Raw genomic sequence first — 16,757 nt, 5'->3', positions numbered from 1 at the left:
GAAAAATCATACAGCGGGTGAAGGTATCGAGGGCCGAGGGCAGGAGAAACCGTTGAATGTAGACTTGAACGGGCAATATTTCAGATGTGTTTGTTGGCTTACGGTGTGAATTTTCTGCGGGCAGGATACTGAACCATGCCTGTGAGCATGTGGTTTGCAGGGGGGTTTTACGTCATCAATTTTCTGCTCGGGCTGGGCCTGCATTTAAAAGTGTTCAGGCTGCGGTATCGGGTGTGGCATCACGTGCTTTATGCGCTGGTTTTCCTGTCCTGTGTGTGGGCCTGGTGGGAGATCCGGCACGTTTTTTTGTTTGCGGCCTGTGTGCTGTGGGGTTTCATGCCCCGCATGCGTCCCAGAAAGGCAGGTCATCTGGTTCTGCCGCTGGTGGTGGGTGGATTGTATCTGGCTTTCTGGATGTCGCAGAGGGATGTTTACCAATAGGGAGGGTGCATGACACAGGTGATGAGGGAACTGGGTTTGATACAGGGCATTCTGGGCAGAAAGACCACCAACGGACCTTTCAAAACCGATCCAGTGAAAAAGGAACACCAGCACATGCTGATGAAGCTGGCTTCTGCAGCACCCAGCCATTTCAATTCGCAGCCGTGGCGCTTTGTGCTGATCGAAAACCCCCAGACCATCGAGCGCATTGGGGCCATTGCAGGCGAGAGCATGCAGAAATTGATTGAACGGGGCATCTTCTTTGAACGCTACCGGCGCTATTTTCGCTTCTCCCAGAAAGAGATGGACGAGCGCAGGGATGGGATTTACATCGATCACCTGCCTGGTCCCCTCAAGCCCTTCATCAAACAGGTGTTCAGCGACCGGGGCCTGTCTGTCATGCGCAGCCTGGGGGTCCCCAAAAAACTGGGAGAGGACAACCGCAAACTGGTGGCTTCCAGCCCCCTCTTGATGGCTGTCTTGCTGGACAAAACCGAATACATCCCGCAGGCCCTCAGCGGTTTTTACTCGATTTTTGGGATGGGTGCGGCCATGGAGAACATCTGGCTTGGCATTCAGGAATTCAAAATGGGCATCCAGTTCGTGTCCACCCCCATGGAAATCCCCGAAGCCTGGCAGGAAATCCAGCAGATTTTAAAGGTCCCTGAAAACCTGGAACTGATGGCGGTGTACCGTCTGGGTTACCTCCCGGAAGATCCCAGACGCCCCAGCATCGACTGGAACAGCCGGGAACGCAAGCGGCTTTCGCAGTTCGTGTTTCGGGAATCCTGCATCACCCCGGAGGAGGACGCTTGACCGCCTTCCTGCGCAGCATCGCCACAGCCAATCCGCCTCATGTGTTGAACCAGCAGGATGTTGAAGTGTTTGCAGGTCACCTCTTCCCAAAATATGCGGTGTCCCGCAGGCACATGGAGATCTTCCAGAACGCCCAGATTGAAACACGCGCCGTTTCCAAACCGCTGGAATGGTTCGGAGAACACCATGGTTTTCCAGAGAAAAACACAGCAGCATGCGAAATGGCCCTCAGGCTCAGCATCGATGCGGCAAAGCAGGCCATAGAACAGGCAGGACTTGCTCCCCAGGACATCGAAGCCCTGATCTTCGTGAACACCACTGTGGTCAGTGCCCCCAGCCTGGACGCAAAACTCATTCAGGCATTGGGATTGTCCCTGAACACCCACCGCATTCCGGTGTGGGGTCTGGGCTGTGCAGGAGGGGCTGCAGGACTGGCCCGTGCTGCGGATCTGGTCCGAAGTGGCAAAAAACATGTGCTGCTGGTGGCTGTGGAAATCTGCTCCCTGACCTTCATCAAAGAGGACCACTCCAAGAGCAATTTTGTGGGTGCGGCCCTGTTTGCAGATGGTGCTGCAGCACTGGTGGTTTCTTCAGAAGGAAAAGGTCCTGAATTGCTGGGAGGGTACAGCTCCCTGGTCCCCGACAGCGAGGACGTGATGGGGTGGGATGTGCTGGAATCGGGCCTGAAGGTGCGCTTCTCCAGGGACATCCCCACCATCGTGCGGGAAGTGATGCCCCAGAGCCTGCAAAATGCCTGCGAAGCTTATGGCCTGACCAGACAGGACCTTTTACACCATGTGTTGCACCCTGGGGGTGTAAAGGTTATTGAGGCCTATGCAGAGGTGACTGGCCTGTGCCTGAAGAATCTGGAAGCCACCCGCTGGGTGCTCAGGCACCATGGCAACATGAGCAGTCCTTCCGTGCTGTATGTTTTGAAGAAGTACCTGGAAGATTCCAGAACGCCAGGACATGGCATCCTGACCGCCATGGGTCCAGGTTTCTGTGCAGAACACGTGCTTTTTAAAATCCATTGATGCAAGGAGTTTTGACCGGATGCCTTCAATCTTGTTGTTGCTGGTGGTGGCGGTGCAGCGCCTTTTTGAGCTGCGCATCGCCAAACGAAACGAAGCCTGGGCCAGATCCAGAGGCGCACAGGAACACGGCAGAGAACATTACTGGATGTTCTTTGTGTTGCATCCTTTGTGGATGCTCTCATTCACCCTGGAAGGGTATTTCAGAGGTGGTCCGGTGCAGGTGTGGGCCCTTGGGGCTTACCTGATTTTGCAACTCTTAAGGTACTCGGTGATCTCCACCCTGGGGCCTTACTGGAACACCCGCATCCTGATTGTGCCCGGAGGCCAGCAGGTCACAGGTGGCCTCTACCGTTTCATGAAACACCCCAATTATGTGGTGGTGGCCCTGGAACTCCTGATCACTCCACTCATTGTGGGGGCATGGTGGACTGCTGTGGTTTTCACTGTCCTGAACGCCCTGGTGATGTGGGTGAGGATTCCAGCGGAGGAGCGGGCGCTCATGGAGTATGGGAACATGCCGGGGGCCGAGGGCCGAGGGCCGAACGCAAACGGTTAGGCCATTGCTTTGTCTTCAGATCCTTGAGTGGTTTTGGACGTTCCACTGCATTTCCTGAAAGAGTATTTTTTCATGCCAGAGCGAAACCCCAGGTGTTTTTAGCCCTCAGCCCTCGGTCCTCGGCCCTCGGCAACTGTTGCCTCAAACATCACCCCCACTTTGTGCCCAAAAGTGCTAGAGTGAAGCAGATGCTTAGCGGCACATGGAGCCACGCATGATTGCTTACGTGATCAACCCTGGCACGGCCAGTACCAAACTTGCCCTCGCGCACATTCAGCCCAGCGACAACCCGAGTCTCCCTGGCAACATTCGCGTCGAACTTGAGAAACGCGAGGTCGTGCACCCTGACCTTCCCGGTCCATTGATCGAGAAATTGCCCCTGATTCGCCAGGAAATCTGGCAGGGCATCAAGGGCTGGCCCAGACCGGATGCTGTGGTGGGCCGGGGTGGGATTCTGGGACCTCTGCCTGCTGGAACCTACCGGGTGACCCAGGAACTGGCAGATTTTGCCATGCACTCTCCTTACCGGGACCACATCACCAATCTGGGGGCTCCTCTGGCCCTTGAGGTGGCAAAAGCTTACGGCGTGGAAGCTTACGTCGTGGACCCCATGAGCGTGGATGAACTGCTCCCCGAGGCCCGCATCAGTGGTTTCCCTGGAGCAGAGCGCACCAGTGTTTTTCATGCCCTGAATGCCAAGGCCGTGGCGCGTCGCACCGCTTACGAGGTGGGAAAGCGCTTCACCGATTCGGTGATCGTGGTGGCCCACCTGGGCAACAAGAGCAGCATCACCACCTACCGCAAAGGGCGGGCCATCGACACCACTGGAGCGCACCTGGAGGAGGGGCCATTCACCCCAAGTGCCACCGGCATGCTGCCCCTCAGCAAACTGCTGGATCTGGCGTACCAGTATCCCAGAGAGCGCGTGGAGCAGATGCTTCTGTTCTCTGCGGGATTCAAGGGCCTGACCGGCACCGCAGACCTCAAGGAACTGGAACAGCGCCAGGACGACCCCCAGGTCAAACTGGCGGTGAAAGCCTTCGTGTATCAGGTGGCCAAGTACATCGGGGCTTACAGCGTGGTGGCAGGCCGTCCAGATGCCATTGCCATCACGGGAGGCATTGCACGATGGTTCTCTCTGGTGGATTTGATCGAGGAGAAACTCTCCTGGATTGCCCCTGTGGTGGTGATCCCCGGAGAACTGGAACTCGAAGCCCTGGGTGAAGGTGTGGGCCGGGTGCTGGTGGGCCATGAACAGCCCAAAGAGTGGGTCAAACCCTGATCTGGAGCAGCACATCTGCTAAAGTGAACTTCTGAGCGAGGACATCCGCCTCGCTTTTTTTGTGGGTGAGCATGGCAAGAAGAAAACACCAGCAGCACGTCAGACCCATCCGGGCCACCAGCATGTGGAGGGTGGATCAGGTGTTCCTGAACCTGAGAGGGCAACGCATCGAGGTCACCTGCTCTCTGGTCAACGACGATGGGGGTTTGCGCAACGACATGACCATTGCCCCCACCCGCGACCCCAGAGAAGCTGTGGAGTTTGCAGCACGCTACATTGCAGGCAAAGGCAATGTGTACCGGGCTTATGGGGCACGGGTGCGCTGGACCAAATTGCTGGCCACCGATGACATTGATCTGGTGCGAGACCACATGCTGGAAGAGGCTTTTCTGGATGCCTTTGAAGAAACCCTGGCAGAAGTCCGGGACCGCATGCGCTGATGTTCAAACCGGGATGTTTGTGAGCAGCAGTGTTTTGAGCACTGCTGTTTTTGATGCTGTCTCACTTCGCTGAGAACAGAATCTTCAGTGGATGGGTGGTCCATGATCGGACGGGTGTTGTTCCCAGAGGAGTGGCTCCTTTTTTATTTTCTGGAACATCATTTTTCTCATTGGATGATCGGTGAAATTGATGCAGTTTATTACGTTGATAGCAGAAAAAAATTTGCCAAGTTACGGTTTACCTGATATACTGGTAAGGCTAGGGATGAAGTTTTACCCTTCTTCACACCCCACAAAAGGAGCACAATGACCACCGAATACAACGCGTCAAGCATTCGCGTCCTGAAAGGACTGGAAGCCGTTCGTGAGCGTCCCGGAATGTACATTCAGGGCGGTACGGGCATTGATGGGTATCATCAACTGCTGACTGAAATTGTTGACAATGCCATCGATGAGGGTCTGGCAGGTTATGCCGATGAAGTGACCGTGACCCTGTACAAAGACGGTTCTGTGGGTGTCACAGACAACGGGCGCGGTATCCCTGTGGACATCATGCCCGATGAGGGCAAGCCTGCCATCGAAGTGATCTTCACCCAGCTGCATGCCGGGGGAAAATTTGACAGCAATGCCTACAAGGTTTCTGGGGGTCTGCACGGGGTGGGCTCCAGTGTTGTGAACGCCCTGAGTGCTTACTTTGATGTGCACGTCAACAAAGACGGCAAGCTTTACCACATCCGCTTTGAGAACAGCGAACTGGCTGTGCCTCTGGAAGTGGTGGGCAACACCCCCAAAGACGTGACCTACAGCACCGAAGTTCGCTTTCTGGCAGACAACAACTACTTCAAAGGCATTGAAGCCCACTACGACTATGACCGTGTGCGCCGTCGTTTGCGTGAGCTGTCCTTCCTGACCGGCCTGAAAATTGTGCTGACCGATGAGCGCCTGGACACCCCCAAACGGGAAGAATTCCATGAAGCAGGCGGTGTGGCAGCCTATGCCAGAAGCCTGGTGCATGAAGGCAAACTCATTTATGAAACCCCCATCCTGATGAAAGGGGAACTCGAAGGGGTGGAAGTGGAAGTGTCTTTCATTCACTCCACGGCCTACAACAGCACCATCCTCTGTTACGGCAACATGATCACCAACCGGGACGGTGGCACCCACCTGACGGGCTTCAAGACCGCCTACACCCGTGTGCTCAACAACTACGCCAAGAGCAAGGGCCTGATCAAGCAGGGCAACCCCCTGCCCACCGGAGATGACCTTTTAGAAGGCATCAACTGCGTGATCAGCGTCAAACTCTCTGACCCCATGTTCGAGTCCCAGGCCAAGGTGAAATTGCTCAACCAGGAAGCCCAGACTGCCGTGCAGAGCATCGTCTACGAGAAGCTGACCCAGTACCTGGAAGAGAACCCCAAAGTGGGCAAGACCATCGTGGAGAAGGCTGCAGATGCCGCCCGTGCCCGTGAAGCGGCCCGCAAGGCCCGTGATCTGGTGCGCCGCCAGAACCCCCTGGAAAGCGATGACCTCCCAGGCAAGCTGGCAGACTGCTCTTCTTCTGACCCCATCGAGTCTGAACTCTACATTGTGGAAGGGGACTCTGCAGGCGGATCTGCCAAACTGGGCCGTGAACGCCGCTTCCAGGCCATCCTGCCTTTGCGCGGCAAGATCCTTAATGTGGAGAAGGCGCAACTGACCAAGATCCTGAAGAACACCGAAATCCGCAGCATGATCAGTGCCATTGGTGCAGGGGTGGAAGGCACAGGCGACAACGCCCACTTTGACCTCTCCAACCTGCGTTACCACAAGATCATCATCATGACGGACGCCGACAAAGACGGTGGTCACATTGCTGCACTGCTGCTGACTTTCTTCTTCCGTTACATGCGAGCTCTGATTGAGCAGGGACACCTGTACATTGCCCAGCCTCCGCTGTACCGTTTCACCACCGGACGGGGCAAGCACAACGAGACCTACGTTTACAACGAAGAACAACTGCGTGAACTGGTCAATGGTGCCAACGAGGCAGGCAAGAAGTTCGAGATCCAGCGCTTCAAAGGCCTGGGCGAAATGAACCCCGACCAGCTGTGGGAAACCACCATGAACCCCGAAACCCGCATGCTCAAGCAGGTGGCCCTCGAAGACGTGGAATATGCCCATGAGGTCTTTGACATGCTGATGGGCACCGAAGTTCCCCCCAGACGGGAATTCATCGAGCTGAACGCCAAGTACGCCCAGGTGGACATCTAAGCCTGACCCTCACCTCGCTCGTTGCACTCGCTTTCCTCTCCCTGCCAGGGAGAGGATTTTTTTGCGTTAAGCCATCCCCCTTATTTCGTTTTTCACGTGAAACACCTACCCTTATTAAGCACAGAACAAAATCAGGGAGGGCATGGTATGGGTGAACTGACAGGAAAAGTGGCACTGGTGACGGGAGCATCCCGGGGTGTGGGAAAAGGAATTGCGCTGGCCCTGGCCCAGCAGGGGGCAGTGGTGTATTTCACTGGACGCACTGTGAATGAAGGAGAGGCCAGTGTGGACCTTCCAGGCAGTTTGAGCAGCACCCAGCAGGAGATTGAAGCTGATGGAGGAATCGGAATTCCTTTGCAGTGCGACCACACCAGCGACGAGCAGACCCGTGCAGTTCTGCAGCGCATCGAGCAGGAACAGGGGCAACTGGACATCCTGGTCAACAATGCCTGGGGCGGCTATGAACATTACTGGGACGGCACGAAATTCTGGGAAGAGCAGGGATTCTGGACGGCCCCCTTAAACCGCTGGGACAGGATGTTTGATGCTGGAGTGAGGGCACAATATGTCACCAGCAGTTTTGCTGTTCCGCTGCTCTTGAAATCCAGCGGTGGCCTGATCGTGAACATCTCTTTCATTGCTTCCAGAAAAGTGGACATGGGGGTGGCTTACGGAGCAGCCAAAGCCGCCAGTGACCACATGACCGCATGCATGGCGCATGAGCTGTACCCCCAGGGTGTGACGGTGCTTTCCCTGCATCCAGGATTGGTGCGCACTGAATCTGTCTTGAAAGCTGGAGTCTTTGACCTCAGCAACTCCCACAGCCCTGAGTTTGTGGGACTGGCCGTTTCTGCCCTGTACCGGGATGCAGAAAAACTTGCTTTTTCGGGCAAAACGCTCGATGTGCTGCAAGTCGCTCTGGACCTTGGGTACACCGACCTTGATGGGAAGCAACCTGTTCCTGGAATGTGACGTATGTCATACCAGAGCAGTGACTTCTGAGGGTACCTGAATGGATGCCCCAGAAGTATCCTGAAGGAAGAGGTGCAGTCATGGAACAGCAAAAACAAAACGAAGCATGGAAACTGATTGGCATTGGGGTGATTTTCTTCCTGGTGTTCGGACTGGGATTCCGGTTTGACAACTGGTGGGCCCTGTTCATTCTGGCCCCTGGAGCCTACCAGTGGTTCAAAGCCTATGATGAGTACCAGAAGGTGGGCTATACCCCGGGTGTGGGTTCCAAGATTGCCCAGGGTTTGCCCCTGGTGCTGGTGGGAAGCATTTTCCTGTTCGGTCTGGACTGGGGCCGGGTCTGGCCGTTGTTCATCATCATGGCGGGTGCCATTGCCCTCTTGAATCCTTACAAACTCAAGAAAGACCAGGAATTGCAGGACCACAAATACGAACGGGTGGATCAGTAATCCAGACCCTTTGATCAGAATGTTTTGACAATCAATTGAAGTTGAAGCACTGGATTGATCCACAAGAAAAACACCCCGCAAGGGGTGTTTCTGATTTGGTGAAAAGAGGAAGGTGGTTTTACCGGAAAGGATTGGGTCCCCAGGGCTCTCTCTGGTGCACAGCAGGATCCAGTTTCAGGTCCTCCAGCAGGTTTGCAGAAAGTTTCTGTTGCAGGGCACTGGAGGGCAAAATGAATTCCAGGGGGGTTTCCGTGCAGGGGCGGGTGAGGTCCTGCTCTGGGTTCAACAGGAAATCCCGGAACAGGGTGGAGCCGCAGGTGGAATCCAGCATTCCGGTGGTGGTGTTGCGGGTGAAGTTGACGGCCCCATGGCTGTAAGCCCGGAAGTAAATGGTCTGTTTGTGGGTCAGTGCACTGGCCACAGCAATGGCTTCGGCTTCTGGAGTGATGGGATCGTAACGCCCGGACAAAAGCACGGTGGAAAGGTCACTGGGGGTGCGCTGTGCTGCCTGATCGTCTGATTTTTTCACAGGCCACTGGGCACAGATGTCAAAGTAACGCTGATGGAAGCCAGTCATGTAGCTCTTGAATGGTTCTGTCAGTTGGGCTTCGCTGTCCAGGCCGGCCTGCTTGTTGGTAAAGGGCAGGGCATCTGAGCAAATCACCGAGTTGTATACCCCTTCACTGAAATCGTCTTCTTCCTCCAGGACAAAGAAGGTGTACAGCAGGGAGGACAGTTCCTCGTAGTGTTTGTCTCTGGTGCTGTAAAGCAGGGAAGGCACCCGGCGGATCACATTTCTGGAGTAAAAGAACTGGCGCAGGGCATTGAGGTACAGCCCACTGGTCAATTGAAACTGGTAAGGTTTGCCCCGGTCATAGACCGTCTGCATCTTGTCATCCAGCAGGGTCACCATCACTTTTCTGCTGTCCAGATCTTTCAGAACAGCTTTGAGGGTGCCAGCCAGGTCAGGATAGGCCTTGTTGCAGGCAGCATCTTTCTGGCAATCTGCTTGCAGGGTCAGGAACGACTGATTGAACCGTCTGGAGCCATCCATCACAAAAGGAGAAGCTGGGTCCACCACTGCATCAAGGACCACCCCTCTGATTTTGGCTGGGAAGTCCCGCATGAAACGCTGGGCCAGCTGGGTGCCGTAAGAGCTGCCGTACACGTTTAAAGCGCTGTACCCCAGCACACTGGCAATGTCTGCGATGTCTGCTGCGCTGTTTTTGGTGTTGTACTGGTTGAGGTCTGCAATTTTCTGCAGCCTGTTGAAACAGTCACCATCGGTTTCAGGGTAAGGGCAGGACAGTTCAGGTCGGGATTTGCCAATTCCGCGCTGGTCATAGATGACCACATCTCCTGCTGCCAGCCAGTCCTGGGAATAGCCATTGCTTTTGTTCGCAACCACAGGAACCCGCCAGGCGGAGCTGCCGCCAGGTCCGCCTTCCAGGTTGATGGTGGCCACTGCAGAGCGTTTGGAGGCATCCTGATGGATGATGGCCACAGCCAACTTCACATTGCGGGTTTTGTCGGGATCACTCCGGTTTTCCCTGACCACCACATAGCCACATTCCACATGGGCCGGGGCTGTGGTGCCTGGAAAGAACGGGCAGGCATTCTGGGCCAGTTTGTCAAAACGGGGTGCAGGTCCATGGTCTTCCTGGATCTGGGGAACCTGTGGATTGCAGCCTGCCAGCAAAGCAACCAGGGTAAAAAGCGCACCTGTGAACACTGATTTTTGTATCATTTTCCTCCTCAGGCCCTCACAACGTGTACAAGACTTTTCAGTGCATTTTGATTTGAGCCAGGGTGATCCTAACATACCGTTCAGGCCCTCATCATGAAAAGAATTGTCTATGAAATGCGTTGATCGTTGGAGTGAGCACTTCTTGTGAAGCCGATCATTCCAGAAAAGATCAACCCAGGAGAAACCCTCTTGTTTTTCTGTCAAACCAGAACATAAACCGTGAGATCGAAAAGCTCCACGTTTCATGTTCTGCTGGTCATCACATCAACAGGTTTTGCACCCCGGGCTGGATTTGTTCAGGCTGGGTTTGTTCAGGATGATTTTATTTTGCCACAATCCATTTTTCCAGCAGTTTCTGGTATTCACCGTTTTTTCTGAGCCTGTCCAGGGTGGCATTGGCGGCTTTTGCCAGATCGCTGTTTTTGGCAAAAGCAATGCCATAATCTTCAGAGACCAGGTCTTTTCCCACCTGCTGGAATTGGCCAGGCCGGGCTTTTTTCAGGTAATCCACAGTGGGTTTGTCTCCTACCATGGCAGCAATGCGTCCGTTCTGTACGTCGCTGAGGCCCGAAGCAAAGTCATCGTACACCTTGAGGGTGGCCCCCAGTTTTTTCAGTGTGTCGTCTGCGAAATAAAAACCAGTGGTTCCGGCCTGCACCCCGATGGTGGTTCCCTTGAGGGTTTTGAGGGGCCAGTTCAGCTTTTTGGGATTGCCACTTTTGGCAATGAACACCTGGGCGCTGGTGAAATAGGTTTTGCTGAAAGACACCACTTTGGCCCGTTCATCTGTGATGGTGATGCCAGAGATCGCCAGGTCCACCCGTTTGGAGGTGATGCTCCCAGGCATCAGTTGTCCGAAGCCCACGTTTTTGATTTCCAGTTTGACCCCAAGGTCTGCAGCGATGGCCTGTGCAATGTCGATGTCAAAACCGATGATTTCACCCTTGTCGTTGGTGAATTCAAACGGCTGAAATTGTGGGTCGGTGCCCAGCACCAGCACCCCTTTTTTCTTGACCTCTGCCACGGTGGTGGCGAGTGCGTTTCCCAGCAGCAAGAGTCCCAGCAGCAAAATCTTTTTCATGGTTTACCTCTCCTGTCAACAATAACATGGACACCTTCTGACTGGATCATCCTGCAACAGCCCACAACAACCAGCAACAGCAAAAAGCCCTGGATTTTCCAGGGCTCTGATCACGGGTTGAGAAGGCAGGTTTTTTAGTGGGAGACAGGAATCAGGCGGAAACGCTGGGCGTTGCTGGCATTGCAGGTCCACTGCTGGAGTTGCACATCGGCGGTGCTGCCAGAGGGCACATCCAGGCACTTGCCCGAGTGCTTGATGCCAAACTGCCAGACTGCAGTGGCGACCTGGGCAGGTCTGAACAGCTGGTTTCTGAGGGAGGGATCATCAGGGTTGCCCTGGCAATCCCACTGGTTCAGTTTGGCCCCATCGTTTTTGTTGATGCCTGAGATGTCGGCACACTTGCCCGAGTGCACGGCCTGGATCTGGTAGTACACGCCTTCTGGGGTGTTGACCTGCTTGAAGCGGTAATCCTGGTTGTACAGGGTGTTGCGTTCAATGCAGGCATACTGTTTGATGCTGGCTCCGTTGGCGGTGGACACGTTGTCCACATCCAGGCACTTGTTGCTGCCCACATTCTGCACCCGGTACACACCGCCGTTGGTGATGCTGGTGGCAGGTCCAGTGCTTCCGGGGTAGATGCTGTTGATCCCTGCAACGTCGGTTGCAGTGAGGGCGGTGCCTCTGCCCACCCGGTTGTAGTCAATTCCAGCGACTTTGGGGGTCATGGCGAGGTTGTTGCCCCAGTACAGCCCGTAGTGCATGATGCTGTAGAAATCATAGGCACCGTAGGGCTTGGCCTCAGAGATGATCTGGAACTGGCTGTGCCAGTCGGTGGGGATGTTGTTCCAGTTGATGGTGATCCACTGGTCGCGGTCTGTTCTGGATTGTTCGTGGTGGGCACCTGCAGCGTGGGTCATCTCGTGCAGGGCGGTGCCGATGCTGTAACAGCCGTCTCCAAGGGAGAGGTTCTGCTGTCCGCCAATCATGCCCACGTAAGACCAGCAGCCATTCTCTTTGAAGAAGCGCACATAGTTGGCCTGGTTGGTTCTGGGCACCCAGCGCACATTGGTGGTGCTGTTGTACTGGTTCACGGCCTGGTTGATCAGGCTGGTTTGACCGCTGAGGCTGGCATCAATCACGTAGGGAATGGTTTTGTTGCTCCAGGGGCGGGAGGTGACAATGCCTGCCTGCTGGGAGATGCGGTCATGGTCTGTGTCACTGGCAATCATCAGGTCGCCCTGGAACATCAATTTGCCGTTTTTTTCATAAGCCTGAATGGTGCTGGCTTTGTCGCTTCCTGCAAACAGCACATTCATCTGTTTGAATTGGGGGTGACTGGTGAAGTTCATGTAGTGGGGGTCCAGTTGTTGTTCCTGGACTTCCACATTGGGGGTGGAGCAGGCAGCCAGCAGGCTCAGAGAGATCAGTCCAGCAAAAGACAGGTTCCGGTTCATAGGTCTCCTTGGGTGGGCAACATCAGACCAGCGCAGATCACCAGCATGGTGGTTCTGTGGGCTCGTGTTCATTCCTGGAGGAGTGGACCTGGAGCAATGAAAACAGAATGGGTCCAGTGATGGTCTGGGCAATGGGGCCTGGGGCCACAAGCCTCTTGCCATCAACGCTCTGGAGGAACGTCACACAGATGTAAGGGTTATGTACCGGTATAGTAAGGGGGTTATGCACCGTTTTTTCAGAATCATCTAGACAACTTTGGAACATTCCAAATTCAAATTTTGAACTTCAATGGATGTTTGATACCACTTGGGACATTGGTCTGATGGTGTTGGTTTTACGCCAATGTTTGTTGCAGTGACCCGCTGGCAGTGGTTTACTTTGTTCTGGTGTATACCGCAAGCTGGTTTATGCATTTTTGAAAGCGTCCCTACGGATCCCCAACTTAAACCGGGTCTAAACCACCCCTGCCCCCCCTATCCTGAATCACAAGGAGGGCAAGATGACACAGATCCAGTGGCTGCACACCCCGAGACTGACGCCCCAGCAGGCGTCCATCCTCACCCCAGAGGCCCTCGAATTCGTATTTCATCTGCAACGGCAGTTTGGGCCTGCCCGCCAGGAACTTCTGGTGGCAAGAGATGCAAGGCAGCGTGAAATCGAACAGGGAAAACACCCCGATTTTCTCTCGGAGACCCGCTTCATCCGGGAAAAAGAATGGCAGATCTCAGGGTTGCCCCAGGATTTGCAGGACCGCCGGGTGGAAATCACCGGACCCGTGGACCGCAAAATGATCATCAATGCCCTCAACAGCGGTGCGAAAGTCTTCATGGCAGATTTTGAAGATGCCAGCAGCCCCACCTGGGAGAACTGCATTCAGGGCCAGATCAACCTCAGAGATGCCGTTCGCAAAACCATTTCCTTTGAAGGCGCAGGCAAAACCTACATCCTCAAAGACACCACCGCCACCCTCAAAGTGCGCCCCAGAGGCTTGCACCTCGAAGAGAAACACGTGCTGCTGGCCGGACAGCCCATCTCTGGCAGCCTCTTTGATTTTGGAATTTACCTGTTCCACAACGCCAGAGAATTGATCCGTCAGGGATCAGGCCCTTACTTCTACCTGCCCAAACTGGAAAGCCACCTGGAAGCCCGCTGGTGGAACGAAGTGTTCCTGTTTTCCCAGCAACATCTGGGACTTTCCAGAGGCACCATCAAAGCCACTGTGCTGATCGAAACCATCCTGGCCGCCTTCGAGATGGAAGAAATTTTATACGAACTCAGGGAACACGCCGCAGGTTTGAACTGTGGACGCTGGGACTACATTTTCTCCATCATCAAAAAATTCAGGAACGATGCAAAGTTCGTGTTGCCAGACCGCAGCAAAGTCACCATGGGCACAGACATGATGACCGCCTACTCCAGACTGGCCATCCAGACTTGCCACAAAAGGGGAGCCCCTGCCATCGGAGGCATGAGCGCTTTTATTCCGGTCAAAAACGACGGGGAGGCCAACAAAAAAGCCTTCGAGCAGGTGCAACTGGACAAAGAGCGCGAGGCCAGAAACGGCCATGACGGCACCTGGGTGGCCCACCCCGGTCTGGTCCCAGTGGCTCTGGAGGTTTTTGATCGCCTGATGCCCGGCCCCAACCAGATTCACAAACAACTGCCGGACCTGAATGTCACCCCACAAGACCTGCTGACCGTTCCACAAGCCGACATCACCGATGAAGGGGTCAGGGCCAATGTGTCGGTCTGCCTGCAATACCTCTCGGCCTGGCTGCAGGGTGCAGGGGCCGTTCCCATCAACAACCTGATGGAAGACGCCGCCACCGCAGAAATCTCCCGTGCCCAGCTGTGGCAGTGGATCCACCACCACCAGGAAACCCGCACGGGTCGCAAAATCACCCTGCCCAGGGTCCATGCCATCCTGCAAAAAGAACTCGCCCACCTCAGGGTCCTGCACTCCCAGCAGGCAAAAGCGCTGGATCAGGCTGCAAAGTTCTTTCTGCAGCTTCTGGGACAGGAAGGGTTTGAGGAGTTTCTGACGCTCAGGGGATACCAGCTTCTTGCCGAGGGCCGAGAGCCGAGGGCCCAGAGCTGAAAGCGCAGGGCATTTCTGATGATGCCCTACATCACAAAAGTTGTAGAACTTTGGCCCAGGCACCTCATCTGCCCTTGGCCCTGAGCACTCGGCTCTCGGCATCCGACAAAGGAGGACTTTATGACTTACCCCGAAATCATCGAACAGACCTGGAAGACCAGCCCCCGCTGGGAAGGCATCAAGCGCACCTACACGGCGGCAGATGTGGTGAAACTGCGGGGCAGTGTGGCCATCGAGCACACCCTGGCCAGAATCGGAGCAGAGAAGCTGTGGAAGCACCTGAACAGTCCTGGCTACATCAATGCGCTGGGAGCCCTGACAGGAAACCAGGCCATGCAGCAGGTGAAAGCTGGATTGAAAGCCATCTACCTGTCGGGCTGGCAGGTGGCTGCAGATGCCAACAACGCAGGCCAGATGTACCCCGACCAGAGCCTCTATCCGGCCAGCAGTGTGCCAGAAGTGGTCAAGCGCATCAACAACACCCTGCGCCGCGCAGACCAGATCCACCATGCCGAAGGTCAGGACAGCATCGACTGGTTTGTGCCCATTGTGGCAGATGCAGAGGCTGGATTTGGGGGTCCCCTGAACGCTTTTGAACTGATGAAAGCCATGATCGAGGCTGGAGCTGCCGGAGTGCACTTTGAGGACCAGCTGGCCAGCGAGAAGAAGTGCGGTCACCTTGGGGGCAAGGTTTTGATTCCCACCAGCCAGTTCATTCGCACCCTGAATGCAGCCCGTCTGGCCAGCGATGTGATGGGGGTTGCCACCGTGCTGGTGGCCCGCACCGATGCAGATGCCGCCACCCTGATCACCTCGGACATCGATCCTTACGATGCCCCTTTCATTGACCACCAGAAGGGACGCACCCCGGAAGGCTTTTACCATGTGCATTCAGGCATTGATGCAGCCATTCACCGTGCTCTGGCTTACGCCCCTTACGCCGATGTGATCTGGTGTGAAACCAGCCATCCCAGCCTGGAAGAAGCCAGACAATTTGCTGAGGGGGTGCACCGGCACTTTCCCGGAAAAATTCTGGCCTACAACTGCAGCCCCAGTTTCAACTGGCGCAAAAACCTGGATGGGGAGACCATCGCAAAATTCCAGAATGAACTCGGAGAGATGGGGTACAGATTCCAGTTCATCACCCTGGCAGGCTTTCACAGCCTGAACCACAGCATGTTCAAGCTGGCACGGGGTTACCGGGACCGCCAGATGAGTGCTTTTGTGGAACTGCAACAGGCTGAATTTGCTGCAGCCGATCAGGGCTTCACCGCAGTGAAGCACCAGCGTGAGGTGGGCACCGGGTACTTTGATCAGGTGACCCTGGCGGTGTCTGGAGGTCAGTCCAGCACCACAGCTTTGACCGGCAGCACCGAAGCTGCACAGTTTGTGGTTGCCCACGATTGAGCTGAGATCTGACGATGTGTTTGAACCCCCTGATTTGCATCATCAGGGGGATTTTGTTGTTCAGAAATCTGGACGGAAAACATTTGATTGTGGGATTTGATGCAATTACACTGGTGGTCATGGTATCCAATGCGCTTGGTTCCGCACAAAAAAATGGTGGCTTGATTTCAATGGTTTTTCTGGGTTTTCATGCAGTGGGATGTCTGATCATCGCACTGGTCTGTGAAGCGATCTTGCTGTCTCCTGGTGATCTGGAGGACAGCAAAACTATGTTGAATGCCCTGATTGGCCTGGAAATGATGGCCATGTTGCTGACGGCCATTCCTTTCATCATCTGGTTTTATGCTGCAGCAGCAAACCGTCAAAAACAATTGGGCCGTGCTTTGCCTGTTGCCCCCTGGTGGGCCATTGGCGGCTGGTTCATTCCTTTTGCCAATTTCGTGTATCCCTATCATCTGGCTGAAGCCATCAGCAAACCAGAGCCGGGCATCAAAAGCACCACTCCCTTGCTGGGGGCCTGGTGGATCACTTTGCTGGTGCCTTTGCTGATCATGCGGGTGCAATCCAAAGCAGCCCTGCCCACCCTGCAGATTCTGGTTTTTGTGGAACTGGGAATGCTGGCTGCTGCTGCTGTGCTGGCCATTTTCATGATCCGCTACATCAACAACCAGCACCTGAAGTTTGCGGGTGTTTTGCCCGCAACTCCTGTGGATGATTTTGCCCTCTAAA

15 protein-coding genes are annotated in these 16,757 nt (G+C 55.0%); 12 read left to right on the top strand and 3 right to left on the bottom strand.

Annotated features, from left to right (window positions below):
* Positions 1–135: 135 nt before the first annotated feature.
* The 9 genes from IEY52_RS17220 (at position 136) to IEY52_RS17180 (ending at position 8,240) form a co-directional block, all read left to right on the top strand.
* A complete protein-coding gene (locus IEY52_RS17220) occupies positions 136–441 on the top strand; it encodes a hypothetical protein (RefSeq protein ID WP_189004646.1) in 306 nt (101 codons plus the stop codon).
* A gap of 9 nt (positions 442–450) precedes the next feature.
* The gene (locus IEY52_RS17215) at positions 451–1,257 is read left to right on the top strand and encodes a nitroreductase family protein (protein WP_229684854.1); all 807 of its coding nucleotides are present in this window, start codon (positions 451–453) and stop codon (positions 1,255–1,257) included.
* Complete coding sequence (locus IEY52_RS17210) at positions 1,254–2,291, top strand: type III polyketide synthase (RefSeq protein ID WP_189004644.1); 1,038 nt, start codon at positions 1,254–1,256, stop codon at positions 2,289–2,291. The genes IEY52_RS17215 and IEY52_RS17210 overlap by 4 nt, the downstream gene beginning before the upstream one ends.
* Before the next feature lie 19 nt (positions 2,292–2,310).
* On the top strand, positions 2,311–2,847 hold the full coding sequence (locus IEY52_RS17205) for an isoprenylcysteine carboxyl methyltransferase family protein (RefSeq protein WP_189004642.1): 537 nt from the start codon (positions 2,311–2,313) through the stop codon (positions 2,845–2,847).
* A gap of 214 nt (positions 2,848–3,061) precedes the next feature.
* Positions 3,062–4,129, top strand: coding sequence for a butyrate kinase (locus tag IEY52_RS17200; RefSeq protein ID WP_189004640.1), 1,068 nt, complete (start codon positions 3,062–3,064; stop codon positions 4,127–4,129).
* Between the two features lie 71 nt (positions 4,130–4,200).
* Positions 4,201–4,569 (top strand): hypothetical protein, encoded by a 369-nt coding sequence (locus tag IEY52_RS17195; protein WP_189004638.1) that lies wholly within the window; start codon positions 4,201–4,203, stop codon positions 4,567–4,569.
* 306 nt (positions 4,570–4,875) lie between these two features.
* Complete coding sequence (locus tag IEY52_RS17190) at positions 4,876–6,819, top strand: DNA topoisomerase subunit B (RefSeq protein WP_189004636.1); 1,944 nt, start codon at positions 4,876–4,878, stop codon at positions 6,817–6,819.
* Between the two features lie 147 nt (positions 6,820–6,966).
* A complete protein-coding gene (locus IEY52_RS17185) occupies positions 6,967–7,791 on the top strand; it encodes an SDR family NAD(P)-dependent oxidoreductase (protein WP_189004634.1) in 825 nt (274 codons plus the stop codon).
* 80 nt (positions 7,792–7,871) lie between these two features.
* Positions 7,872–8,240 carry a hypothetical protein gene (locus tag IEY52_RS17180; protein WP_189004632.1) on the top strand — a complete coding sequence of 123 codons (369 nt, stop codon included), beginning with the start codon at positions 7,872–7,874 and terminating at the stop codon, positions 8,238–8,240.
* A 118-nt stretch (positions 8,241–8,358) separates the two neighbouring features.
* On the opposite strand, the gene IEY52_RS17175 is transcribed toward IEY52_RS17180, so the two are convergent.
* From IEY52_RS17175 to IEY52_RS17165, 3 genes are all read right to left on the bottom strand, one after another.
* Positions 8,359–9,987 (bottom strand): alpha/beta hydrolase, encoded by a 1,629-nt coding sequence (locus tag IEY52_RS17175; RefSeq protein ID WP_189004630.1) that lies wholly within the window; start codon positions 9,985–9,987, stop codon positions 8,359–8,361.
* A 322-nt stretch (positions 9,988–10,309) separates the two neighbouring features.
* On the bottom strand, positions 10,310–11,068 hold the full coding sequence (locus tag IEY52_RS17170) for a transporter substrate-binding domain-containing protein (RefSeq protein WP_189004628.1): 759 nt from the start codon (positions 11,066–11,068) through the stop codon (positions 10,310–10,312).
* Between the two features lie 134 nt (positions 11,069–11,202).
* Positions 11,203–12,522 carry a M12 family metallopeptidase gene (locus tag IEY52_RS17165; protein WP_189004626.1) on the bottom strand — a complete coding sequence of 440 codons (1,320 nt, stop codon included), beginning with the start codon at positions 12,520–12,522 and terminating at the stop codon, positions 11,203–11,205.
* 500 nt (positions 12,523–13,022) lie between these two features.
* Between IEY52_RS17165 and aceB the strand changes: the two genes are divergently transcribed.
* From aceB to IEY52_RS17150, 3 genes are all read left to right on the top strand, one after another.
* Positions 13,023–14,621 (top strand): malate synthase A, encoded by a 1,599-nt coding sequence (gene aceB, locus IEY52_RS17160; protein WP_189004624.1) that lies wholly within the window; start codon positions 13,023–13,025, stop codon positions 14,619–14,621.
* A 120-nt stretch (positions 14,622–14,741) separates the two neighbouring features.
* The gene (gene aceA, locus IEY52_RS17155) at positions 14,742–16,028 is read left to right on the top strand and encodes an isocitrate lyase (RefSeq protein WP_189004621.1); all 1,287 of its coding nucleotides are present in this window, start codon (positions 14,742–14,744) and stop codon (positions 16,026–16,028) included.
* A gap of 170 nt (positions 16,029–16,198) precedes the next feature.
* Positions 16,199–16,756, top strand: a complete 558-nt coding sequence (locus IEY52_RS17150) for a DUF4328 domain-containing protein (protein ID WP_229684856.1) — start codon at positions 16,199–16,201, stop codon at positions 16,754–16,756.
* The last annotated feature ends 1 nt before the right edge of the window (position 16,757 follow it).

It is taken from the genome of Deinococcus roseus, assembly GCF_014646895.1.
In the GTDB taxonomy this organism is placed as follows: domain Bacteria; phylum Deinococcota; class Deinococci; order Deinococcales; family Deinococcaceae; genus Deinococcus_C; species Deinococcus_C roseus.
Note: the sequence above shows the minus strand (reverse complement) of the source record. Positions and strands in the feature narration are given on the sequence as shown.